This is a genomic window from Nocardioides aromaticivorans (assembly GCF_013408525.1).
Lineage (GTDB): Bacteria > Actinomycetota > Actinomycetes > Propionibacteriales > Nocardioidaceae > Nocardioides > Nocardioides aromaticivorans.
Genome location: NZ_JACBZM010000002.1, coordinates 76,654 through 100,955, shown reverse-complemented (window position 1 = coordinate 100,955; position 24,302 = coordinate 76,654). Strand labels below are relative to the sequence as shown.

The 24,302-nt window shown below is 68.8% G+C and carries 18 protein-coding genes; 12 read left to right on the top strand and 6 right to left on the bottom strand.

Annotation, left to right across the window (positions count from 1 at the left end):
* Positions 1–78: 78 nt before the first annotated feature.
* The 7 genes from BJ993_RS24890 to BJ993_RS24860 all read left to right on the top strand — a co-directional run bounded on the left by BJ993_RS24890 (position 79) and on the right by BJ993_RS24860 (position 7,676).
* The gene (locus tag BJ993_RS24890) at positions 79–2,763 is read left to right on the top strand and encodes an endonuclease/exonuclease/phosphatase family protein (RefSeq protein WP_308645719.1); all 2,685 of its coding nucleotides are present in this window, start codon (positions 79–81) and stop codon (positions 2,761–2,763) included.
* Between the two features lie 93 nt (positions 2,764–2,856).
* The gene (locus BJ993_RS26275) at positions 2,857–3,480 is read left to right on the top strand and encodes an ATP-binding protein (protein ID WP_179652823.1); all 624 of its coding nucleotides are present in this window, start codon (positions 2,857–2,859) and stop codon (positions 3,478–3,480) included.
* Positions 3,477–3,965: a hypothetical protein gene (locus tag BJ993_RS26270; protein ID WP_179652821.1), complete on the top strand. Its 489-nt coding sequence runs from the start codon at positions 3,477–3,479 to the stop codon at positions 3,963–3,965. The genes BJ993_RS26275 and BJ993_RS26270 overlap by 4 nt, the downstream gene beginning before the upstream one ends.
* A 32-nt stretch (positions 3,966–3,997) precedes the next feature.
* Positions 3,998–5,470, top strand: coding sequence for a type IV secretory system conjugative DNA transfer family protein (locus BJ993_RS26265; protein ID WP_179652819.1), 1,473 nt, complete (start codon positions 3,998–4,000; stop codon positions 5,468–5,470).
* Positions 5,471–5,634: 164 nt separating this feature from the next.
* Positions 5,635–6,183 (top strand): hypothetical protein, encoded by a 549-nt coding sequence (locus tag BJ993_RS24870; protein WP_257027727.1) that lies wholly within the window; start codon positions 5,635–5,637, stop codon positions 6,181–6,183.
* 5 nt (positions 6,184–6,188) lie between these two features.
* Positions 6,189–6,887 (top strand): helix-turn-helix domain-containing protein, encoded by a 699-nt coding sequence (locus tag BJ993_RS24865; RefSeq protein ID WP_179652815.1) that lies wholly within the window; start codon positions 6,189–6,191, stop codon positions 6,885–6,887.
* A gap of 15 nt (positions 6,888–6,902) precedes the next feature.
* Positions 6,903–7,676 (top strand): hypothetical protein, encoded by a 774-nt coding sequence (locus BJ993_RS24860; RefSeq protein WP_218865378.1) that lies wholly within the window; start codon positions 6,903–6,905, stop codon positions 7,674–7,676.
* Between the two features lie 106 nt (positions 7,677–7,782).
* Here BJ993_RS24860 and BJ993_RS24855 read toward each other — a convergent pair whose 3' ends face one another.
* Entirely contained in the window at positions 7,783–9,372 is a 1,590-nt protein-coding gene (locus BJ993_RS24855) for an IS1182 family transposase (RefSeq protein ID WP_179652813.1), read from the bottom strand.
* Between the two features lie 146 nt (positions 9,373–9,518).
* Between BJ993_RS24855 and BJ993_RS24850 the strand changes: the two genes are divergently transcribed.
* Positions 9,519–10,013 (top strand): hypothetical protein, encoded by a 495-nt coding sequence (locus tag BJ993_RS24850; protein ID WP_179652811.1) that lies wholly within the window; start codon positions 9,519–9,521, stop codon positions 10,011–10,013.
* Between the two features lie 16 nt (positions 10,014–10,029).
* On the opposite strand, the gene BJ993_RS24845 is transcribed toward BJ993_RS24850, so the two are convergent.
* Both BJ993_RS24845 and BJ993_RS24840 read right to left on the bottom strand, forming a co-directional pair.
* The gene (locus BJ993_RS24845) at positions 10,030–10,605 is read right to left on the bottom strand and encodes a hypothetical protein (protein WP_218865377.1); all 576 of its coding nucleotides are present in this window, start codon (positions 10,603–10,605) and stop codon (positions 10,030–10,032) included.
* Between the two features lie 62 nt (positions 10,606–10,667).
* The gene (locus BJ993_RS24840; RefSeq protein ID WP_179652807.1) at positions 10,668–11,921 is read right to left on the bottom strand and encodes a hypothetical protein; all 1,254 of its coding nucleotides are present in this window, start codon (positions 11,919–11,921) and stop codon (positions 10,668–10,670) included.
* A gap of 354 nt (positions 11,922–12,275) precedes the next feature.
* On the opposite strand from BJ993_RS24840, the gene BJ993_RS24835 reads away from it, so the two are divergent.
* On the top strand, positions 12,276–13,298 hold the full coding sequence (locus BJ993_RS24835) for a putative endonuclease domain-containing protein (protein ID WP_218865376.1): 1,023 nt from the start codon (positions 12,276–12,278) through the stop codon (positions 13,296–13,298).
* 43 nt (positions 13,299–13,341) lie between these two features.
* Here BJ993_RS24835 and BJ993_RS24830 read toward each other — a convergent pair whose 3' ends face one another.
* Positions 13,342–14,199: a PIN domain-containing protein gene (locus tag BJ993_RS24830; RefSeq protein ID WP_179652805.1), complete on the bottom strand. Its 858-nt coding sequence runs from the start codon at positions 14,197–14,199 to the stop codon at positions 13,342–13,344.
* 230 nt (positions 14,200–14,429) lie between these two features.
* Here BJ993_RS24830 and BJ993_RS24825 point away from each other — a divergent pair, with 230 nt between their 5' ends.
* Positions 14,430–15,182: a DUF5131 family protein gene (locus BJ993_RS24825; protein WP_179652803.1), complete on the top strand. Its 753-nt coding sequence runs from the start codon at positions 14,430–14,432 to the stop codon at positions 15,180–15,182.
* Here BJ993_RS24825 and BJ993_RS24820 read toward each other — a convergent pair whose 3' ends face one another.
* Both BJ993_RS24820 and mobF read right to left on the bottom strand, forming a co-directional pair.
* On the bottom strand, positions 15,183–16,121 hold the full coding sequence (locus BJ993_RS24820; RefSeq protein WP_308645718.1) for a three-Cys-motif partner protein TcmP: 939 nt from the start codon (positions 16,119–16,121) through the stop codon (positions 15,183–15,185).
* Positions 16,122–16,592: 471 nt separating this feature from the next.
* Positions 16,593–22,511 carry a MobF family relaxase gene (gene mobF, locus BJ993_RS24815; RefSeq protein WP_179652801.1) on the bottom strand — a complete coding sequence of 1,973 codons (5,919 nt, stop codon included), beginning with the start codon at positions 22,509–22,511 and terminating at the stop codon, positions 16,593–16,595.
* A 227-nt stretch (positions 22,512–22,738) separates the two neighbouring features.
* On the opposite strand from mobF, the gene BJ993_RS24810 reads away from it, so the two are divergent.
* Together BJ993_RS24810 and BJ993_RS26815 are read left to right on the top strand one after the other, a co-directional pair.
* Positions 22,739–23,119, top strand: coding sequence for a hypothetical protein (locus tag BJ993_RS24810; protein WP_179652799.1), 381 nt, complete (start codon positions 22,739–22,741; stop codon positions 23,117–23,119).
* 187 nt (positions 23,120–23,306) lie between these two features.
* Positions 23,307–23,957: a hypothetical protein gene (locus BJ993_RS26815; protein ID WP_373366972.1), complete on the top strand. Its 651-nt coding sequence runs from the start codon at positions 23,307–23,309 to the stop codon at positions 23,955–23,957.
* Positions 23,958–24,302 lie beyond the last annotated feature (345 nt).

Here is a 24,302-nt window from a genome sequence, read left to right as displayed (position 1 = left end):
GTGAATGTTCGCGGGATTTCTGACGGTTTCGCGGCGAACTTGCACCCGTTCGGCGTCTGTCGGAGGAGGCCGTAAGTCGTGAAGAAGGGCGTACTCCTCGGCCTGCCGCTGGTGATGATCGCGCCGCTGATGCTGCTCATGTTGGGCATGGGAAGCGCGAACATCGAGGCGGTCCGCGCGGCGTGCGCGACCACCGGCAGCTCGGGTACAGGCGGGTCGTTCGGGATCGGCACGCTGAACTGGCGGGGGGCGTCGCACTACAAGAAGAACCCCCATCCGGGTGAGCGGCCATACGGCGAGCGCGTGCCGAACATGGTGACCAAGATCGGCGCCTCCGGTGCCTCGATCATCGGATTCCAGGAGTTCGAGCCGCCGCAGGCAGACGCCTTCCTCAACGTCACCAACGGCGCCTGGGCGATCGTGAAGGGCAGGCGTGGTGGCCCGCACGCGTCGACCGTGAACGCGATCGCCTATCAGCCCTCCGCCTGGAAGCTGGATGAGGTCCGCTACGTGTCGATTCGCTACGGCGGACCGATGATCCAGATCCCGATGGCTCGGTTCACCTCCACCGCTGGCCTTGGGTCGGTCTGGGTGCTCAACACCCACAACCCGGCCGGCGCGGTGGGCGGCACGGACGCGATGCGCGATCAGGCCGTGCGTGCCGAGGCGCAGGCACTTCTGCGGCTGCAGGCCGCCGAGCCCAGCACCCCGTTGTTCCTGACCGGGGACATGAACGACCAGGCTCGGTTCAAGCGGTTGTTCTTGTCTCTGGCGTCGGGCTGGTCGGCTGCCAACCCCAGCAACCACCAGATCGACTGGATCATGGGAAGCCCCGGCGTCACCTTCTCCGGGACCGTCGTCGACCAGAGCACCAACGACGGGGCGCACAAGTACACCGACCATCCGTTCGTCCACTCCCGCGTGCAGCTCGCCGGCTCTGCCCCTGGCCAGCCGGGAGGCAGCGCGCCCGGGCTGGGTGTGATGCCCACCGGCAACGCGGCCACACCGGGTGGGCCGGTGAACGGCACGGTCCTGGTCGCGAACGCGAACATCAAGCTGCGGTCCGGGGCGACACCGGGCATCCGCGCCCTCGCCGGGCCGTCGCCTGACTTCATCACCCTCAACGAGGTCGAGGACGTCCCGCTGTCGCAGATGCGTGCCGCTGCGCCCGGCTACGACGCCTACCGCGAGAAGCAGCCTGCGGACAGGAACGATGCGGGACAGGCCATGGGGAGCGCCATCATGTGGCGCTCCGACACCTGGACGATGCTCGACGGCGGGCGAGTCAAGATCGTCGACGACGACCACACCGTGTTCAAGGGCAAGAACAAGCTGTGGGACCGGTTCGCCGCCTGGGGCATCTTCCAGCGCTCCGACGGCGCGGTCGTCTCCGTCATCGCAACGCACCACATGACCAACGCCTATCGGTTCCCCCGCCAGTGGGGGAACCCGTCGATGAGCCGTGCAGAGCAGTACGGCCTCGGCATGGACTACCTGATCGACCTGGTCGGTGTCCTGGCGCCGTACGGACCGGTGCTGGTCGGTGGCGACATGAACTCCCATCCCAACGACGGACCCAACGCGGCCGCGCCCCGGATGGCGGCGGCCGGCTACCGGTACACCAAGGACTCCGGCGTCATCTACAACTTCTACGCCGCCCCGGTGAAGGTCACCAAGACCTGGGAGATCAGCAGGGCCGCCGTCCACTCCGATCACCCCGCGTTGTTCACACGCATGGCCATGAACGGCGCCGGCCCCGGCAGTCCATCCGGCAACGCACCCGGCGATACGCCGCCTGGCGGAACCACCCCGGCCGGCTGCCCGCCGTGCCCCACCTCCGGGAGCCTCAGCACGGTGCTGCTCCAGCCCGTCGCGGCGACCGGCACCCAGGACGCCGCCAAGGTTGCGGCCTCAGCCGCCTACCAGGCCGGCTTCCGCGGCGAGGACCTAGTCACCGCGGTGGCCATCGCCCGAGTGGAGTCGACCTGGAATCCGAAGGCCACCAACGGGACCCACTTCGGGTTGTGGCAGATCTCCGCGCAACACAAGGGCAAGGTGCCCGGCTGGAACACGAAGGCCGACATCTTCGACCCGCTCCTCAACGCCAAGTACGCCTTCGCGCTCTACTCCGCGCGACCCGGGGCAGGGGAAGCCAAGTTCGCCGACTGGATCCCGTTCGAGAAGGAGGACTACCACCAATACCTCGACGTCGCCCGCCAAGCGGTCGCGGCCACCGGCGGCGGCACCACAAACATCGCCAACACCAGCTGCTCCACCTCACCGATCCAGGTCGCCGGCGAGCTCTCGGCCGCGCTCAAAACCCGCCTCGACGCCATGATGAACACCCCCAACGGCCTATGCGCGCTGTCGTGGACCAGGGGCGCGCCCTGCACGTACGACAACCAGTGCCCCAAGGTCGTCGACGCTCTCTACGGCGGACCCGGTGTCGGACGTGGCTACGGCAACGGGCAGGACGTCGCACGAGGCATCATCAGCGCCGGACTGGCCCAATCCCACGGCACGGGCCTCGACCCGCTCCCGCCCGTGGGCGCCGTGGTCTCCTACAACACCGGAAACGGTGTCGGCCACGTGGCGATCTACGTGGGCGGCGGCAAGATCTTCGGCAACGACTACGGCTGTAGCGCGAAAGGCGTCTACGGCTGCGTCGGCTTCGCCGACGTCCACACACCCGGCGGCTCGGTCACCTGGGCGCTGCCCAAGCAGGCGTTCGACCTCGGCGGGATGCCGGCCGCAGCCGCGTAAGCCGCTACCGAACAGCAGGCGATCGCCACCGAAAGTCGAAATCAGTCGCTCCGCGGTGTCCGATCCACGCCGCCTTGAGTTGCCTTTCCAAGCATGGGCGTACGCATCGGCACCACAGTTGACGGCCAGGCCGCCGGGTTCGACACCAGCAGCGCCCGGCCGCTGCTGCTGGTCGGCGACGTCGGCCGAGGCAAGACCACCACCGCGCGCTACCTCACCCGGTGGTGGCTGGCGAACACCCGGCGGCACGCCCACGTGTACGCCCAAGCGCCCAGCGAATGGGCAGACCTGCGCTGCGAGCCGGCACACCCCGACCAGCTGGACGAACCGATCGGGTGCGACTGCCGTCCGGGAGCCTGTCTGGTCGTGGTCGACGACATGGACCTGCTCGACGACGAACGACTCGCCCTGCTGCCCGTCGGCCGGGCACGCACCGTCCTGACCTCCCACGGCGGCAACAGCCTGGCCGGTCGCGCCCTGCTCGCCACCGACATCGCATGCCTGGGCCTGGTTCGCCCCGAGAACGCGGACCCGGCCGAGGCCGCGGTCCTGGACGGGCAGGGACGCCTGGACTGGCCCATGGGCACGGTCGCAGTCATCCCGGATCTACGGGGGCCGATCGACTTCCCGTGCCACCGCTGGCAGGCACCGGCAGGCGCGTGGATGGCGGCTGCGATGAACCCCACCGCTACTACCTCAAGAGAGGACGCCTCATGAGCATGGAACGGTCCCGGCGCGCCCGGTTCACCAACGTCGCCCCGACGGCGGGAGAGTTCAAGGTGGCCGCCCTCCTGGCCGGCCTGTTCTTCCTTCTGGTCACTCCGCTGGTCGTCCAAGGCGTCGTCGCGGGCGCCACCTCGGGAAACTTCGCGCTACCGAACGAACAGCTGCTCGACGCCTACGGCGGTTTGCTACACGGCCACTTCGGTGCGGGCCTGCCCCGCGGCGTCGCCGCTGCGCTGCCCTCGGATGCGGTGATGTGGGTGCTCACGCTCCTCGGCGAGGTGCTGGTTCTCGGTTGCACCGTCGTCGTCGGGATGTGGATGCGCGACCTGACCGGCGCCGGTTCCCGGCACGGCCTGGCCACCCCGACGCAGGCCGCGGAGGCGCTCGGGGTGCCGCGGCTGCGCAAGAGCGCCGCGGTGATCCGACCCGACCTCTACGCCCGCCCGGGGCGGCGGACCCCCGTCGGCACCAAGTAGCCGGACCCCAGACAGCAGAGAGGAATCCCGACGTGACCACCGCCCTCAAGCATGTGAAGCCCCACGACGTCGGCTGGCGACTCGGCCAGGCCGGACGCAGCGGACCCGAACTGTGGGTGCCCTTCGACCGGACCACCTGCGTCATCGGCCCCCAGGGGTCGGGCAAGACCCTCGACCTTCTGGTGCCTGCACTGCTCGACGCGCCCGGTGCCGCGCTGGTGACCCTTACCAAGCCCGAGGACCTGTTCCTCACCCTGGAGGCCCGCCAGAAGCTCGGCCCCGTTGCCGTGTTGGATCCGTTCAACGCCGCACCCGGCACCCCGGAGCTGGTGTGGGACTGCATCGCGGGCTGCGAGGACGCGATGCTCGCGGAACGGCGGGCGAAGGCGTTCGCGAACGGAACCATCAAGGGCGCCACCTCCCAGTCCTCCGACCAGGCCGCCCGGTTCTACGCCGGCGAGTGCGCGAAGGTCCTTCAGGCGTACTTCCACGCCGCGGCGATCGCCGGCATCAGCCTGGAAGAGGTGCTGATGTGGGTCTCCAGCCCGCGCGAGTACCCGCAGGCCGAGGAGATCCTACGTACCCACCCCGCCGCGGAGCCGCTGTGGGACGGGCTGCTGCGCGGAGCCCTGTACGGCGACGAGAGGACCGCCGGCAACACGATCACGACCGTCCAGCAGGCGATGGCGTTGTTCTTCCAGCGCTCGATCCGGGAGCGCTGCGTTCCCTCCGCGACCCGGCCGGCCACCGACCTCGAGGCCCTCATTCGGGACGGCGGCACGATCTACCTGCTCGGCCGCGACGACCCGTACGCCAGTGCCTCGCCGCTGATGACGGCAGTCACCGAGCAGATCCTCGACACCGCCAAGCGGCTGGGGGAGACCTCACCGCACGGGCGGCTGTGCCCCCCGTTCCTCGCCTGTCTCGACGAGCTCCCGTCGACCGCGCCCATCCCGACGCTGTCGACCCGGATGGCCAACGAGCGCGCGCTCGGGCTCTCCTTCATCCTCGCGGCCCAGACATGGCGGCAGTTCGTGGTCTGCTACGGCGAGGACGAGGCCCGCACCATCTACGGGCTGTCGAACAACCTGGTGGTCTTCGGTGGCGGCAAGGACATCGGCTTCTACAAGGAGCTGTCCGACCTGATCGGATCGACCAGCCACACCGAGACCCGGTACTCGGCGCGCGGGCACGAACTGTTCGGGGTGATGGACCGGTCCTACGACCAGCGGCGGGTGCCCATCCTCGAACCGGCCGAACTGCGTCGCATCGAGCAGCGCAAGGCGCTCGTGCTGGCCGAGATGTACGACCCGATCATCGCGAACCTGCACCGCTGCATCGACGGAAAGCGCGGCAAGGAACTCCTCGCCGCGCAGAAGCGTGCCCGGCTCGCGGCCCGCGCACCCCAACCGGAGACGCAGCCCATCCACCCGGCGACCACCGGACCGACGCTGCCAACCGAGCCGGTGTCCCGGACCCGGCAGCGGCTCGGGATGCCGAAGTAGGCGAGGAGGAGCCGATGACAACACAAGGGTTCACTGGGCACCCCTCACAGGTGGCGTCCCGCGCAGCTGCTGGGGCCGCCGCACCGAACGGCAACGGGATGATGCCACTGGTCGGAATGATGGTGCGACCGTTCCCCGAACCCGGCCCCACGATCCGCACGGCGATGGAGCAGCTGCAGCAGGCCACCGTCGAGCCTCCAGCCGATGAGGAAGAACTGCGCGAGCTCGCGCAGATGCCGAGGCCGTGGGACCCGGCCACGTGCACCGGGCTGATGCGCACAGAGCTGTGGGCGTGGCTGGACCTGGTCGCGATGTGGGTCAACGAGCAGCATCTGTGGAACGTGACCCGCCCCGGGATTCCCGAGTGCTGGCCCGCCCACCCGCACCTGGTGCACGACCTAGCGGTGCTCGCTTGCAGCCGCTACTACACCAGCTTTGCCGTCACCCCAGCCGCGCTGGAGGACTGGCACCGCTACGGGCTGCCCGGATTCCTCGAGCGGCTCCGTGACCGGCTCGGCGACGGCTGCCAGCCAAGCAAGCACCAGCCCCGGCCCCGCCGCGAACGCGACGAGACCCACGCCTCCACCCCGGTGCGCCGCGGCCGCAAGCAGCGCTACCGAGACGACGTTGAGCGCGCCGGGGAACTGGCCGCGGTCACCAGCGAGCCCGAGGACCACAAACCCGACCACGACGACCTGCACGAAAGGTGGTAGCCGCGATGGCCACTCCAGACAACAACAGCCGACGGCTTCGGCTCGTCGACGACCAGCAGGACCAACTCGCCGAAGCGCCCGATGGCGGGCTCACCGCCAAGCAGGCGGCGGCGTTCGCTGCGCTGGTCGCCAACGCGAATCAGGCCGCCGTCGCGCGCACGCTCGACCAGATGAACGCCGAGCAGCTGCGGTCGCTCGCGATCGCCCTGGCCACCCAAGTCAACGCCGCTGAGACCGCCACCGGCGAGATGGCCGACGTCGGACCCGACGGCATCTGCGCGATCGCGATCGCCACCGCCGCGCAATCCTTCGGCACAACCCGCGACGCGGTGCTCAGCGCGGACCGCCACCGGGCGGTGAGCGACGCCCGAGCCGTGGCCATGACTGCGGCCCGGCGCGGTGGTCTGACCCTGCCGGCGATCGCGTCCTACTTCGGCAAGGACCACACCAGCGTCATGTACGCCCAGAACAAGGTCGCGAACAACCCCCGGCTCAACGCCGTGTGCGCCCGCATCGTCGACCAGCTCGACGAGCACTACGCGGACCCGACCAGCGTCCCCGCCGGGGACCTCGCCGCCCCCGACGGCGGTCGCAGCACCACGCTGCAGCTCGCGGCCCTCGATCAGACCCGCAACGACACCACCCGCCGCCACCAGGACGAGGACGGCCAGCAGCGCGCGGTCTCGGCCGCGCCCGTCAGGTAGTGCGGGCCGAGCGCGATGCTGAGCCGGGACCAACAGCAACTGCTGGGGTCGCTGGGTGCCGGGATGGCGGCCGACGCCCTCCTCGATCGTCTCCGCGACCGCGGGACGCTGGAAGGCGGCCGGTCGGCACCGCAGGACGGCTGCTGGATCAGCTACAACCGCAAAGCGGTCTGGCTCGAAGACCATTCGGGGTTCTCTGAGGCGATGAAGGCCGCCGGCTCCGACAAGCAGGCCTGGCGCCGAATCCGGCCGAAGGTCGTGTTGAAGGTGACCTGGGCCGAGGCAGCGGCGTACGGCACGTCCCTGCCGCAGGACGTGCGCACCGAGTTGGACACGCTGCGGCGCACCGAGCGCGCTGAGAATCGCCGTTGGAGTGAGTTCAGCGATGCGCGCGGCGGCTGGCCCTGGCGCCGACGCTTCGACTCCGACGAGGAGCATCAGGAGGCTCAGGCCGAGTGGGACAAGGTCTACGGCAGGCACCTCGTCGCGCTGCGTGACGTGTGGGCCCGTCAGAAGGCGGCTATCGCGCGCGCACTCCCGCTCACCGTCGACGACGAACCCGTGGACCTCCTCGAGCTGCTCGATCAGCAAGCAGCCCGCCCAACCGCGCCGACCCCCTCTGCAGCGTTGCAGGCGAGCGCAATCCAGGGCGCGACCACCGGTCCGTCTCCGACGGCGCCGCAGGAGGAAGGGCTCTTCACCCTCCCTAGGAGACTGCTGAACAACTTGTCATCTGGCGGCGTGGGTGGCGGGCGGAGCGCCGCCAAGGCCGTCGAGCGGCGAGTTTGAGTCAGCACTCTGGGTGCGACAACGGGGTCGTTCCGCCCGCCGTCGGCCATCCTGCGCGGCTCTGCAGCCGCGTGCAAGGGGCGGAATTGAGCCCGCGAGGGCCCTGTCAGGCCAGGGCCCAGGCTCCGTCGGTCATCGTGAGGCCCATGGCGAGGAGTCGACGCAGGTTGAGGGCGGCGACGCGGTGGTGGAGCCAGTTGTTGTTCTTCTCGACGCCTCGGTATGGGACGCGTCGGGCGCCGCGGGTGAGCCAGGCGATCGAGCGTTCGACCATCGGTCGGTGCTGTCGATAGTCGGCCTGGAAGCCGTCGTCGGCGGCTCGCTTGCGGTGTTCGCGTTGCAGTTGGTGGTGTTCGCCGATCAACACAGTGCGACCGCTTGCCGAAGTGGTGCATCGCTGTCGTAGCGGGCAGCCGCGACAGGCAGCACCGAAGGTGACGGTGCCCTTCGCGGACCGCTTCCTGGTGATGCCCGCCGGGCAGGTCAGGGCGTCGGCGTCGGGGTCGTAGCGGAAGTCATCGAGGGTGAATCCGCCTTCGACCGTGGGGCGCAGCGGCCACGGTTTGAGCAGCGGTAGCCACTTCTTGCCGTCCAGGGTGTGGAGCATGTCGCCGGTGGCGTAGGCCGAGTCCCCGAGCACCTCGACCTGCTGGTCGGTCGCGAGGGTCGAGTCGGCAGTGACCAACTCGGCACCGACGGTGGCGTCGGAGTTGGCTGGGCCGTTGGTCTTGGTCAATGCACACACGGTGGTCAGCCCGGTGTCTGGCTCCACCACGACGTGGGCCTTGAACCCGTCCTGGCGTCGTTCCCGGGTCTTGTGGGCGTGCCGGGTGTCGGGGTCGACGGTCGAGATCACCCGATCCGGCGCCGTCTTCCGTGCGATGCGCCACCGGCCGTCGGTGCCATCGGAGTCCTCGGCCGGCTCCACGTCCTGGCCCGCGACCAGCGCCAGCAGCGCGACCGCATCAGCCGGCTTCCCGCCCGTCTTGGTGATCGCCTCGACATCCAGCACAGCGAGCAGGGCGAGTGCGTCGCCGACCAGCGCGGACACCAGCTCGGCACGGGCAGCCGGGTCGTCCCACGCGATCGGCGGCTTCCCGGTCGAGTGGTAGTCCTGTCCGGTCAACGCAGCCAGGCGGGTGCAGTGCTCGGTGATCAGGTCCTTGGCGCCAGGAACCTCACGGCCCACGCGGCGGATCTGCGCGATCAGCTGCGTCACGGTGTCCTGGCGGGCGACCGCGTCGTCGAGGATCGTGGAATCCAGCGCCCGACGCTGCTTCCCGGCCACCGCCCCGGTTTCGGTGATCACCTCGCGGACCACCTCGAAGATCCGCTGCGGCCGGTTGCTCGCGGCCAGCCGGCGACGCCAGTAGGTCAGCGTCGACGGGTCGAAGCCCGGCTTGTCGATCGCGTACCCGCACGCTGCCTTCCATCGCAGGTCGAAGGTCAGGGCGTCGACGGCTTCGCGGTCCGAATGGCCGTAGAGCGCCTGGAGCACGATGACCGAGGCGATCACCTCGCCCGGGATCGAGGGCCGACCGCGGCCGGTCGGGAACAGGTCGGCGAACAACTCGCTCGGGAACAACCGGTCCCGGTGCTCGGCCAACAAAGCGAACACACTGCCCGGCTCGAGCAGATGACCAGCGACTGACTCAACGTCCAGCAGCTCACGCTGCCGATCGGACTCACCCTGCATGCCCTCAGGATTTCAGGTCAGCCCGAGGACCTCGGGAGGCGCGCCTTTTGTTCAGCAGTCTCCTAGCCCCAGTCCCGCGACCGGCCGCTGAACAACACAACGAGGACCTCGCCGCCAGTGTCGGTGCCCGCGGCTACGTTGACCGCATGCAACTCACGGCGGACGAGGTCGACCGGTTCTGGTCGCACGTCGTGAAGGGCCCCCGGGAGACCGACTGCTGGCTCTGGGCAGCGGGGGGAACCGCAGCTATCGGTGACGACGGGTACGGGCGCTTCTGGATATCGCGGGACGGTCACCAGAGGGTGCTGAGGCCTCATCGGGTGGCCTGGGCGCTTGCCGAGGGAGTCTCGATCGACCTTCCCCCGGTCGTCGAGCACATCGTGTGTGACAACCCGATCTGTGTCCGCGCCGAGGGCACCTTGCTCGATCACCTCGAAGGGTCCACGCAGGCAGCGAATCTTTCCCGGATCGCCCAGCGTGGCCGCCGCGGTGCGCGTGGTTACCGCAGCCGGATGTTCGGCCGAGAGGCCATGTACCGCCGGTCGCTCGCACTGCGAGCCGCCGTCGCGGAAGGCTGGGATGACGAGCGGATCGCCCGCGCGCTGGCGTCGGTCGACGAAGCGCAGATGGCGCTCTTCTAAGAGCGCCATCTGCCATTCAGTCGCCGGTGAGTCTCGCCGCGTAGCAAAGAGCCTCGTCAAGCGACGTCAAGAGACTGGTTCGCTCGCCCAGGTAGAGGCGTCCGGTCACATAGAGGACCTCTGCCCATATGTGCTCCGGGCCGGGAACGTAGCCGGGGTGGCACGGCCAGCCGCTCGCCGGGCACTGCCGCGCGTCGCCGACCAGCCAACTGCCCACCAGGGTGTACCCATCGACGACACCCGGCTCGAACACGTCGACGTGGCGGGTGGCCAGCTGCTCTGGCGTTCGTGGGTGGATCAGGCGCATCAGGCCGAGGCCTCGTGCGACCGTCAGGGGATCGTGGCGGAGCTGAGTACACAGTTCGACGAGAACACAGTCGGGGCGCGGCAGTGCCCGGCCACTCCAGCCAACGGAGATCATTGGGGGGTCATCGCGGTCACCCTTGTTGGGCCACAGCGATGCCCAGTAGGAGCGGGTGTTCAGGTCGTATCCCCAGGTGCTGTGGTGCTCGTAGCCCGGGATCTCCACGGAGTCGCTCAGCTCTTCGCCCACCACCAGACCCGCGTTCCGAGAACCGAGGTCTATCTCCATGACGGTCGAGTGTTCCACGCCGCGCCGACACTCGACAGCGACACGGGCGCGGCCGACCCAACTCACTCGTCTCGCGCAGATTCCTCACCATCACCGCGGCGCCGTAAGGTGCGCTCCGAAATCCGGCCTGACGCCTTGCCCGTTGCTGACTTGGCTCGGACGAAGGTCTCGTTGCCCACCCGCTTGGCGGCGTCGACCCGGTCGGCGCCCTTCTCCAGGGCCTTCACCTTGACCTCGGAAGCAGCCGTCCGCCAGCGTCGTGCCTCCAGCGCCTCCCGCTCACGCTCGATCCCAAGTAGTCCGTGAAAGTCCAGGATGGAGTCGGAGACCTGGTTGCTGGCCTGCACGAGCGCCGGCGCCTTGGACGGATGCAGCAGCACCCGGCTATTGGCTGTCCCGGCGGCCGCGTCCATGCGGCCGAGCAGGCGCACCGTGCTGCCTGAGATGAGTTCGAGACGGTGCTCACGGGCTGCCCGCAGGCCGAGGCGATGCCGATCCAGCTCCTCGGGGGACGCGTCCAGCACACGGTCGAGTTCGAGGACCGCGATCGCGTCGTGCAGCTGGAAGCAGCGAGCCAGCACGGACAGCCACTTCTGGACTTCCGCCTGAGCGTCCTTGGTCGCCTTGGCGAGATCGCCGACCTTGTTCTTGCGCTCCAACTTCTCAGCAAGATCGTTCAGCTGACGTAGCGCATACGCCTGAGTGTCGAGGATGGTTGACGAAGTGGCTTGCACCTTCGACCAGGTGACCTCGGAGACACGGCCAACCGAGTTGCGCACGCTCATGGCTTCCCGGATCGCGAGGTCAACGCCGTCTACACGCGCCAGCACCTGATTGGTCTGGGCGCGGAGGACGTCATCGAGCTTCTCGTCGATCGTGGCGAGATAGTCGGTGATCTCATCCATCGTCTGTTGCATCGCCAACTGCGCCATGATGCCCGCGGCTCCGGCGAGTACCGCCGGGTTACTGAGCATCGTCCCGGGGCCTTTGGCGAACTCGACGAACCCCTTGATCTGGCCCTTCTTTCCCTTCACCACCCCGGTGCTAAGGCCGGACTTGGAGCTCTCCCGCAGTCCGTGCTTCTTGACGAGTTTCGACGACTCCTTGGTCAGCTTCACCCAGCGGCCCGAGTTGGCGGCGATCTCGGAGCCTGCCTGTGCGGCCGCACCACCGGTACTGAGGACGGTGCCGAGGCGGGGCAGATCGAGGTCCCTCGATGCCAGTCCCTCGGACGCGAGGAAGCGTTCCACTGCCGTCGGCTCCCCGATCACCGCCAGCCCATCGCCGTCGCTGATGAGCTGGATCTCGTTCTCCATTGATCAGCTCCTGAGGGCGGGACTTGGCGGGGGTCGCGGTCTTCCAATTTGCGAGCCTACGGAGGGCATCCGACGGAATGGGCCGGGACCTGCCAAACGCTACCGCCGGGGCGGCCCCTCCAGGCGCCGTTCGGGTGCATCAGCCGCGGCGAGAGAACCGAGAGTCTCAGCTCAGCAGCAGCTGTCGAGACGACAGCGAACATTGGTGACCGCTCCGAGGTCGATCCAGCACCTGGTGAGTCGCCGGTCGCTGGCTCAAGGTAGGCGGCGAAGGCCCAGACACAGTCCTCCGCCGTCGGCCGCCCGCGCACCGTTGCTCCCCGAGCTGTCCTCGCGAACGGCCACACTGGTGCTGTGACCGGGTCCAACTTCTTCGAAGCGATGTTCGTGAGCTCGCCGACGGTGCCGACGAAGGTGTCGTCGCGCACCTTGAGAGCCGCCATCGAGGACGCGCTCATGACCTATACGCGGGTCAACCTGGAGACGGTCTTGGCCGAGGAACTCCGGTTGCCATGGCCCCACACCGACCGACAGCCGAACGACTCGCTCTACACCAAACGAGACGTCATCCAGGCCTACACAGAAGGCTGGGACTTTTCCCGCCTAGCCGGCCTTGCGCGTCGCATAGTCACCGAGCTCGATCTGACCGACGCCGTCCTTGCCGACCTGACCGCACTCCTCGCTGAATACGACCGCGGCGGCGGTGTCGGCACACCAGCGAAGAACCTGATCTTCGCTGCGAACGGACCGAAGCCCGAGCTCGTCTTGCGCGACGCGGTCAACAACGACATCGAGATCGTCCGCAACAGCGAGTACTGCCTGATCTACGACCAGTCCATCCCTGCTGACGGCTTGACCTTCCGCCATCTGATCGACTGGTGGAGAGACCGCCAACGATTCGATGCCGACGTGGCGACCCGCGATGTCGCGCTAGATCTGCACGACCGCCTCCGATCCTCGCTGGCCAACAACCCAGCCGAGCTCCGCGTCTTCGATGCCTACTCAAAGCGCTACCAGGGCGAGCAGTTCGACATCCCCGCTCTGATTCCACAGGTCTACCTGCACTTCGACCCAGTGACCCAACATGCACGCCGCTCCGCGGGCGAGAGCGGGAGCCCCTTGGCCCGACAGCGGATGGACTTCCTCATCCTTTTCTCCAGCAGGCATCGTGTCGTTCTCGAGGTCGACGGCAAGCAGCACTACGCGAGGGGCGACATCGCTAACCCCGCCCTCTACAGCGAGATGGTCGCCGAGGATCGCCGCCTCCGGCTCGCCGGATACGAGGTGTACCGATTCGGTGGTGCCGAGCTCGTTGCGAGCAGCGCCAACGACATGCTCGCCGACTTCTTCACCCAACTCGCCGATCGCATGCATTGAGGCCGGCGCTCCGCGAGTTCCTCCGTATCTGGAAAGGAGGAGATCAGTTGTCCTTCAGCCGTGGCGGGGTAGGCGCGTGCCGCGCCATCAGTCCGGAGGCGGTGGCACGGAATGCCGCACCGCCGTCCTGGGTCAGGAAGAACATCTGCTGTGCCGGGTGACCGATGAAGTCGCGCAGCACGAGCAGCCGCTCGACCAGCTCATCATCGTTGTTCGGCAACCGTCGGTGGTCCAGCGGGTCGAACAGGAGTTGGGCCGTTACCGCACCCCGCGCGGGGTGCTCGGCGCGGATCTGACGTGGCGTGCCTGGGTTGTCAGCCAGCAGCTTGTAGAGGAACTTGGTGGCGCCGAGGACCTTCGGCCGCGTATCGCGGCGGTGTGACTTCTCGTCGAGTTCGTCGATGACCAATAGTGGTACGACGATCCGCAGCTCGTCCTGCATCGCAGGGTGGCTTGGGCCTGCCGCGTCTGCGAGTGCCTGGTGCCAGTCCAGGGCGTCGAGATCGCTGAGCGTCTTCTCCATCCAGAAGTTGGTATCGATCAGGACGTAGTTGGTGAACTGACCATCGTTTGGCGACCAGGCCGCGGCCTGTTGCGCGACGGCCTCGGCGGTCGCCTCGAGTACCCGCCTGCGGTGCTGCAACTCGTCAGTGATCACGTTGACGATGGTGAGCACCGAGGTCCTGTCCGCCTGCGTCGCCCAATAGCGCGGCGTGGTGATCAACCGGTCCAGATCGCTGGGCGAGAGCATTCCCTGGAGCATGCGGACCTGGTCGGCCGCCCAGCGAAGATAGCCGTCGACGACGTCGGTCGCGCCCCCTGACACCGAGTGAGTGGCGTTAGCGGCCGACCGTAGCGTCTCGGCCAGTTGCGCGCCTGTGCAGCTGACGGGCCAGACCATGTTTCGACGGTCCACCACACACACCTTCCTCCGCAATGGCAAACGTACGGACAATGCCACGGACAGCCCGTTCGGGCCAAGTGCTGGTTCCGATCAACACTGACAGGTGACCCCGCACGCCCAGGCGGTTCGCCTGCGCTCGCCGTACGTCGACCGGTAGCCTCGCTACGAGATGTGCGCCGACCGCACCGTCTCGGACGCACGGCATGCGGCCAAGAGGGGTGGGAGCAATGGCAACCAACAGCGCTATCGAGTGGACCGAGGTCACCTGGAACCCGGTCACCGGCTGTGACCGGGTGGCCGCGGGCTGCGACAACTGCTATGCCCTTAGCCTGGCGAAGCGCCTGAAGGCGATGGGTGCCGAGAAGTACCAGAACGACGGTGATCCACGCACCTCCGGTCCCGGGTTCGGTGTGACGGTCCATCCGGCCTCCCTGACCCAGCCATACCGCTGGCGCGGGTCGAAGGTCGTGTTTGTCAACTCGATGAGCGACCTGTTCCACGCGAAGGTTCCGGTCGACTTCATGCGCGACATCTTCGACGTGGTCCGCGAGACCCCGCAGCACACCTATCAGGTGCTGACGAAGCGCGCGCATCGCATGGCACGGCTGGCGGACAAGCTGGACTGGCCCGACAACCTCTGGATGGGCGTTTCGGTCGAGTCGTTCGATGCTGTCGACAGGATCGACCACCTGCGCGCGACGCCTGCCGCGGTGCGGTTCCTATCCTGCGAGCCGCTGCTGAGCGCGCTCCCCAACCTCGACCTGAGGGAGATCGACTGGGTGATCGCTGGCGGAGAGTCCGGACCTCGCGCGCGTCCGATGGACCCGGCATGGGTCGAGGACATCCGCGACCAGTGTGTCTCGGCAGACGTGGCGTTCTTCTTCAAGCAGTGGGGCGGCCGGACGCCCAAGGCGAACGGTCGTGAGTTAGACGGCCGCACGTGGGATGACATGCCCGATCTCTCCGCCGCTGTCGGGTAGTCACCACCAGGGCTGCAAGGTCGGGTCCCAGCAGGGCTCGCTCTTCCACTCCGGCACCTTGGCCGGGGCCACGTCGAACAGCGCCCCCTGGCCACTCTGGGCCTGGAGGGCTTCCTCCTTCATCTTCGGCTCTCGTTCGGCAGCCTTCTGGTAGAGATACGACATGATCTTGAGCCCGGCCTCGTGGTCGGTGGCGAAAACCATGTCGTAGAGGTCGGTCCCGTTGGCCATCTTCATGGGAATCCGGATGGTGTGGGCGTAGCCGAGTTGCTTCTCGAACTGCCAGCGCAGCAGGTTGACCATCTCGGCTCGGAACTCGCCAGCGGTGATCGGCTGCTCTGACTCGAACCGGGCGGCGAGGATCTTGCGCCAGTCTGCCGACCCGTAGAGCCGGTCTACCTGGGCTGCGAACTTGTCCTTGTTGGTTCCTGTGACGCCCTTCACGATCATGGCTGGGGACCAGAGGATCCACTGCTCGGCCTTGGTCTTGCCCTTACGGAAGTCGGCGAGAGCGCACATGGTCTCCCAGTGCAGTTCTGCGGCCTGCTGATCGAGGAACGCGAACGCCGGAGCCCACTTCACGTCGCTGAGATCGGCGAGCATGCTGTGGATCTGGACGTTGCTGTCGCCCGGGTAGACCTTGAAGGGCGCGCCCGGGTGACGGGCGTCCAGATCGGCCCGCAACTTCGCGGCCTTGGGCAGCATCTCGCCGAACGCCAACCGGGTGAACCCTGGCTGGGATGCCAACGCGAGGCGGGCCGAGCCGTCGAACTGTTCCTTGGTGTGCTTGTCGAAGTTGACCGGCTCTCCGGCCATGAGGTCTATGTAGATCCGTTCCGGCGACTTCTGCGCGGCCCGGTTGAACGCGGGCATGTAGCCCTGGAGGATCTCCAGCTTGTTCCGCGACCAGTAACTCCAGCCGCGACCTGACTTGCCCACTGGCGCCTCCCTCGACCCTCGCCTCATCCGCAACGGTGCCAGACCGAACGGGGATCTGTTCGCGGATTCGGGCTCGGCGGCCTCTACTCGTCGCAGTCGCGGGACGTGAGGAGGCGCCTGAAGCTGACGATGACTGGCACGAGCGGCGCCGCTGATCCGCACAGGGGCAAGGCCGCCAGTCGTCGAGGTCGATCTCCTCGGAGTACATGTCGGGCCCAGCGGGGGGTCCGGTTCGAGGAGGTATCGCCAGCCGCTGCGCGCCACTGAAACGAGTAGATGTTGCCTGGCACCCGTGCATCTCGACAGCACAGCAGCGCTTGTTGTTGTGGGTCAGGCGCAGAGCTTTCGGGTCGAGATGCGCTCGCAGTTCGCCCAGATCGCTTCCTGGCGAACGTTCGACGGCAGGATCAGGCACCGAGGCGACCGTGTGGTGCTCCGAGTTCGCTCAGAGCGATCCTGAGCGATGCGGGGTCACCGTAACGGTGCGGCCGGACCGCGCCCCCCAGGGGGCATCGTCTGGTCGGGCGGAATGGTGGCGGCGCTTGCGGCGAGCCTGCTTCCGGCGGCGTGGCGAAGGGGGCTGTCGGATTTGGCGGCCTGCTTGCGGGCCTCGTCGTTGATCTCGTCGATGCGCGCTTGGGCGTAGGCCGGGCGGTTGCGGTCGCGCTCCATGCTCTCGGTGACGGTCTGGTGCTCGAGGATGCCGGGTGCGAGGTGGAGCCGGTTGCGGAGCCGCTCGAAGCCGTCGAGCCAGTGTTCGGACCCGCGGGAGCCGAGCACTCGGGCGGTCTGGTGGATGAGCTTCTGCCGGACGTCGGTGTCGGACCAGTGTCCGGCGGTGCGGAGCAGGTGGTCGATCATCGCGTCGCCGAGGGGGGATCGGTTGTCGATGGCGGCGGTGATCGCGGCGGCGCCCTGGGTCTCGAACAGTTTGGCTGGGTCGAGTCCGTCGGGCAGGTCAAGGTGGGTGGGGTCGAGGTCCGCGGCGGTCAGGTGCCAGAAGGCCTTCTGTGCCGACTTCCAGCCGGCCGGGTCGGAGTCGGTGGCGACGGCGATGCGGTCGCGTCCGTCGACCATGTCGATGTGGGCACGGAGCAGCCTGATCTGGTTGACGGTGAGCGCGGTTCCCATGGGGGCGATGCCGACGGCGGTGCCGTTGCTGCCCAGGGTGATGGCCAGCGCGTCCATGGGGCCCTCGACGATGACCGGGAGCGCGCCGTCGGTGAGAGGTTCGCGGGCCTCGGCGTACCCGAAGAGTGCCTCGCCCTTGGTGAAGACCGGGGTGGTGCGGGTGTTGAGGTACTTCGGTCCGGCGTAGTCGTCGTCGGTCTTGTTGGGGTTGCGGCGGCCGACGAAGCCGAGGATCGCCTGCCCGCTCGGGTCATGGGGGTCGCGGATGGGCATGATGAGTCGGTCGCGGAAGAAGTCGCGGTAGTACGTCGTGCCGTCGTTGCGTTCACGCTGGGAGACGAGGCCGGCCTGCTCCAGCTCGTCGGGGGTGGCTCCCTGCTCGGTGAGGTGCCGCATCAGGCTGCGGCCACCTCCGGGTGCGTACCCCACGGCGTAGGTGGTGTGGTCGGCGAGGTCGGTCCCTAGCCGCTCGCGAAGATAGCCCGGTGCCCACGAGCGCGGGTAGCAGGACTCGAAGTAGGCCAGTGCCTGCTGGTTGAGTTCGTGGATCCGCTCGGCCGGGATCTGGTTCGGGTCTGGGAAGGCGTGCTCGGCGGTGACCTCGTCGGCCTGTTCCCACGGCAGGGGGGTCGCGTACGGGTCCTCGACGTACAGGTGGTGAGCGGCCGCGCCGGCGTCGTACGGCGCTGGCTCGTGCTCGACGAGGTCCGGCTCCCAGGCGACCGGCTCGGTCGCGAGGGTGTCGTAGTCGTCTGGAGTGGGGGCGTGGGCGAGAGGGATATCGGTGTCGTCGGGTCGGTCACGGTAGAAGGCGGCCATGAACTCGTCGGCGTCCTCCGGCGGCAGCAGGTCCGGGTCCGCGGGCATGTCGGCGTCGCTGTACGGCGAAGGCTCGTCACCATGCACGGGCGGCTCTGCCGGCTGGTCGGTGAGCATGGCGATGCGCAGCACGAGCGCGTCGGCGACCTCGACACCGGTCAAAGACCCGTCTTGCGGCACGCCGGCGAGAGCGCTGGAGAGGATCTCGGTCGGATTCCAGCCGTGGTGTTCGCAGGCTTCGTCAACCGCCGCCACGAGCGCGGGCCACGCTGGCGCCTTCTGCAGATACTCGGCCTTGGTGGTGCCGACCAGTTCGGTCAGCGCGCTGCGCCATGTCGGCTGCAACAGGTTCGCTGAGTGCTCGTCGGCGCCGAGTGCAGCCGGCCCGAGGTGCGGAACGAGCCGCCACCAAAGCGCGGCAGCCTGCTGCTCGTCGGGCAGCGGCCGCGCGCCTGCAGACGTGTCCGCGTCGGTGGCGGACTCGCTGCCCGAGAGCGAGGGATCGGCGGCGAGCGCCTGCTGGATGTAATCGGTGACGGGCAACCCTGCGCGTTCTAGCCGGGCGAGTCGCTGGCACAGCGGCGTGATCCAAGGGTCGGCGCGGACGATCTCCGGCAGCACCTGGTACCAAGTGCGCTGGGAGAAGGGGTAGCTGGGACGTGCCGAGCGGACGGCCCGGTTGAGCTTGGCCTGGTAGGCGCCCGGGGCGCCGATGGTGCGGTCGCCGGTGGGGCGCAGGTCGTTCTCGTCAGTCCTGGCCACTGCCCGCCACACCGCGAGATCGGCCCGCAGGTCGGCCTCTTCGTCCTCGAGGAAGGGCTGTGCCCACACGGGCGCGGTGGCGCCCGTCCAGCCCCGAGCCTCCTCGCGTACGGCGTCGATTTGCTCGCGCACGAGCTGGTGGTAGGCGGCCGCGAACGGCCCCCAGTCGTGGGCCTCGGCCAGTCGGCCGGGGATGCCGGGCAGCCACGGCAGCGGCCCGTCGGTGGGCGGGGGAGTGTCCGGGTCGTGTGGCCGGGCCGCGGTGAGTTCCGCGACGAGGTCGTCGATGCGGGCGTCGAGCACAGCGGCGGGGTCGCGTGCATCGGCCAGCGAACCGACGCCCACGGCGGCGGTCAGCAGCTTCAAGGGGCTGTGCTCGTCGAGCGCGATCAGGGCGAGATGGGCCCGCAATGTCGGCCAGGCCGGGGCCTCGGTGAGTCCCGTGAGGAGCGTTTCGGCGTGCGCGTCGATCTTGTCCATGCCGACGGGACCGATGAGGTTCTCGGCGCCGGCCGTGACGGCGTCGTGGTAGCGGGCGGCCATGTCGCCGAGCAGCTGGTGCGGGTTGGCCTGCTCGCGCAGCGTGGTGGTCGCGGAGACCGGCGAGCCGTCGCGGCGCAGCATCTCGGCGATCCGGTCGAGTGCGGTCGGCGGGATCAGTGCCTCAGGCCGGATCAGGTTGTGCGGGTCGCCGTCGCTGGCGACGTTGAGGTAAAGGTGGTTGGCGAACTTGCCCCGCGACAGCGCGACGTAGAGCAGGTTGCGGTCTTCGTCACCGGTGAGGACGACGTGGCAGGTGCCGGTGGTGATGCCCTGCGCGCCGTGAACGGTGGTGGCGTACCCGAGCTGGACGGTCTTGGAGACGTAGTCGGCGGGCAGGCTGATGGTCTTGCCGAGTTGGTCGTGGACCACGCGCAGGGAGCCGTCGGCGTTGACCTTCTTGACGTGCCAGCGGTCGCCGTTCTTGACCCAGTTGGTGCGGCTGATGCGTAGGCGGCGGTCGTTCTCGCGGGTGATGATCCGGTCACCTTCGGACACCTTGGTGCCGTCGGCCAGCGTCAAGACGCGCCCGATCGCCTTCTCGTCGATCCCAGCGAGGCGGTCGTTGCGGGCGCGGGTGTTGAGCTCGGCAACGATCTCTCGGGTGGGTGCGATCAGGACTGAGTCAGTGCCGTCGGTACGGTCAGCGGCCCACGCGGCGTAGGCCTGGTCGGCGCAGGCCCCGAGGTCGCCGACATGGATGCGGCCGCGGTCGGCGTAGAACGCGATCGCCGACGGGTCGCCGTCGCGCAGCGCGAGGGTGGCGGCTGCTTCGGCGTGATTGAGGCTGCCGTCGGGGTTGCGGAAGCGGTGCACTTCGCTGAGGGTGACCGCGCCGATCTGGTGAGAGATGTCGCGCAGGACGCCGCCGGCGGCGACCGAGGCGAGCTGCCGGTCATCACCGACGAGCCGCACCTGGCCGCCGCGGGAGGTGATGTAGTCGATAGCGGCTGCCAGATCTGTGGTCGCCGCCATGCCCGCCTCGTCGATCAGGACGAGGGTCGTGGGGTTGATCTTCTCCATCCAGGTCGGTGCTCCGCCGTGCTTGGCGTGCCACACGAGCTTGGCCAGAGTGTCGGCGCGAACCTTCTTCCGGCCCGGGCGCCATGGCCCGTTCAGCAGTCCCTTGGCCTTCGTGGCGCCCGCGTCGCCGGCTTCAGGGTTGATGGAGGCGCCCAGTTCTTGGGCAGCGACCGCGGAGGGGGCGAGGCCGATGACGGTTCCGCCGGAGTCCTGCCATGCGCGGGTGAGGACCTGCATGGCGGTGGTCTTGCCGGTGCCGGCGGGCGCGAGGGCGAGCTGGACGGCTCGGCCGCTGGTGGCCATCTCGCGGACAAGGGACTGCTGGGCGGCGTTGAGCTGGAGCTCGTTGGCGGCGGCTTCGGCGATCGCGATGCCGACGCGTACTTCGCTGATGGCGCGGCCGCCGGTGCGGCGGGCGGACTCGACAATGCGTCGTTCGGCGTCGATCACGGCCTGGGAGGTGTACTGGCGGGCGCCGGCGAGGCTGTAGACGCTGACGATCTCCTCGCCGCTCCCGCCGTGTTCGACGCGCTGCAGGGGATCGGGGATCGTCACTTCCTGCTCGGCCGCAGTGGTCGCGTGGGTGAGCGGGTCGGGGTCGTTGAAGGCGATCGAGTGCTCCTCGATCGCGGTGGCCACCACGCGATCCACGGCGGCGTCGAGGTCGGGCAGCCGGACCCCGTGGGCGCGTGCCTGGCGCTGTGCCTCGGCGCGCAGGTGCCAGACCTGCCAGGTTGCACGGTCCTCGGCGACCCGTTCGACGACCCGGTGCGCGGTCTCGGCGACCCACTCGTCGGTGACGTCCTGGGCGTCCGGGCGATGGCCGAGGCAGTCCTCGACCATGTCACGGACGGCCTGCTCGCTGCCGATGATGGCGGCGGCCTCGGCCAGCCAAGCGGCCCGCTGATCGGCTTCGGCACGGGGTGCGTGCTTGGCCTGCCGGGTCTGGTCCCACGCCTTCTCCGCGAGGGTGACGGCCTCACCTTCGGTCGGCGGGCGACCGTGCTCGGACTGGAAGGCGGCCGCCAGCTCGCGGCGGCGTGCCTCAATGGCGCTGTGCCGCTTGGACCAGGTCTTGGCCAGACGCTCGTCGACGCCGACGATCTCGCGCACGGGCCGCTTGTCGACACCCTTGTCCAAACCGCTCCTGCGGTTCTCGAACCGCACTCCCAATCGGGCGATCAGCTCGGACTCGATGAGGGTGTTGTACATCTCCGCGAGGGTGACGTTGGCCTTGTAGAGAACGCGCCCGTCGACCGCGAGCCAGCGGCCGGTCTCGTCCTGGACCTTGTTGCTGACCGCGACGTGGGTGTGCAAGTGAGGGTCGGACGAGCGGGCGTCGCGGTGGGTGAACATGCCCGCGATCAGCCCGTTCGCCTTGACCTGCTGGAGCCCGCCGCGGCCGCGGCGCGTGAACAGCACCTCCTTCTCCAGCCACGACAGCGTGGCCGCGACGGCCGAGTGGTGGGCTGCCTCGATCTCCTTGGCGACGTCGCGATCGGCCAGGGCCCACAGCGTCGAGACGGACTTCACCGGGGCGAAGGTGAGGTCGTAGCCGGCCACCGCGGTGGTCTGCTGCCGGGTCGCCTTGGCCATGAAGGAGCCGCGCTCACGGTCGTCGATCGGCTCCCGGCCGTGCTCACGGAGGAAGTGCTCGTTACCCAATTCGGTGCGGATCTTCGCCCGCACCTCGGCCGGAACCGGGGTCTTCCAGTGCTCGCCGTTGGCCAGGTTGTAGGAGATGTAGCGCTTGGCGGTCTCCTGGATGAACTCCGGCTGATTGCCCAGGTACCGCGCGAACACGCGGCCGAGCTGGGAGGCCTTCTTGGCCTGCTCGACGCTCTTCCCGGCGTCCAGCGCCGCGTTCTCCAGACGCTCCGCGTCGGGGTGGCGACCCTCGCCGAACAGGTTCCGCATGTGGGCCTCGGTGACCTGCGAGCCCGCCTCGAGGTCGAGCGCACCGAGCCCGGCGCCGAACCAACGACCCGGTGACTCGCCCTTCTCGGCGTAGTAGTCGGCCAGTCCCGCATGGCCGCGGTCGGTCGCATCGTGCACGGCGACCTGGCGGGTCAGGTACGTGTACCCGTCTCCCGCGGTCAGCTTGTGCACACCCATCACGCCACGGAGAAGCAACCGCCGCGACCCGGTTTCGGACACCTGCCCGGCACCGAGTTCCGACAGTGCATGGGGTGCGAGGGCTTTGGTGAGTCTGGCGAGGTCTGAAAGTTCGCGAGTCGTCGGGGTCGAGGTGTCCGATCGGGGTCGGTCGAGGTTGCTTCTTGCTGGTGAAGGGGTCGCGGTGGATTTCCGTGACATGCCGATCAAGGAAGAGGTGATCCCCGATGGGGAAGGCGACGCAGGCCCAGGCGAGTCGGGATCGGGCTCGGGATGCCCGACTGAAGGCGGCGCGGGAGCGCCGGCTGAAGCTGGACCCGGACCAGCTGGCGCGGGAGCGGCGCATCGACGAGGCGTCGGTCGACGTCGAGGTGGCCTGGGAGGAGCGGGCCCGAGCCGAGCAGGCCGTGACCGACGCGGAGGCCGCGGCCGCGGCCGCAGTCGAGCGACTCGTCGCGGAGAAGCTCGCGATCAAGGACATCGTGAAACTGACCGGTCTCGACACACCGACGGTCCGTCGGCTGCGGCAGCTCGGGACGGACACGACCGAGGGCAACGACGAGGAGGACGCCGGCGACGCTGCTCAGGTCGGAGTCCAGGTGGCGTGATGGACACCGCGACGAGGTGCTCCGCTCCGCTGGTGCGAGTTGCGGCCTTGCGGGATCAGGAGCTTGGTACGACCCCGATCATCACCGGCCATGACCTGCCATGCCCGTGGTGCGGCCACTCCCACCACTTCCTGCCCTGCGAGGACTGCGCGTGTCCGCCGCACAAGAACTACCCGGGAGAGGCCTCATGAGCGCCGGGCAGAACGCTGACGACGGGACCCGGGAGGCGGCCGTCCGCGAGCTCGGCGAGGACGCGGTGCGAGCGCTCGAGGTCGAAGTCGTCAAGGCGAACGCGGACCGACTGAGCCTGGGGACCTTCGTGGCCATGGGTATCCCCACGGCATCGATCCTCGAGGGACTCGGCTGCGAGCCGGGGTCGTCGGCGACGCGGCGGGAGAGCAGCGGACTGTCGGTCCGAGCGCGCGGGCGGCTCGACCAGGCGGTCGCCTGGAGCAGGGGTCGGATCTGCTACCGCGAGCCAGCGACCGGGGCCTCGGGTGAGGTCTCAGGACGGATCGAGGCGAGCCCGGCCGGTCCGGGACGGACACACGCCTCGCCGGCGGTCACGGTGACTCGACACACCGACGGCAGCGTGGCGCTTCAGCTGAACAACCAGGACCGCCCGATCCCGGTCACGGACACCCACGTGGCTGACGTCCTCGGCGTCGAGCTGGAGACGTGGGTGCGCAGCCGCGACTCGATCGAGAAGGCGCTCGCCGCCGTCGCCGGCGCGCGGCCGCCGCTCAAGCCGGACAGCACCCGTCGTCCGCATCGTCCCGAGGAGCTGAGCACGACCTCGCCGGTCACCCCGGCCCCCGGACCCGGGCTTGCGTCGTGACCGGGCAGGCAACAGTCGTCACAAGCCGGCGGCGTCAACGCGAGCTGTTGAGATCGTGGCCGGCCTGGGCGCTGACCTCGATCCTGGTCGACCCAGCGAAGGTTGCGCAGGTTCGTGAGGGCGGCTGGTCAGGCACACACCACCGCGACCCGGAAACGGGGGCGCGGATCGTCGGCACCACAGAGGGCCTGGGCTTCGGTGTCGACGACGCATGGCACAACCCGGCCGAGGTCATCCCGTGGCCGGAGATCGAGGCGATCGCGCTTGCGGTGCCCGACGACGTCCGCAACCAGTTCGTCGAGTTCCGCGCGCGGTGGCGCGCCCACCAGTCCGCCTACCCGCGGT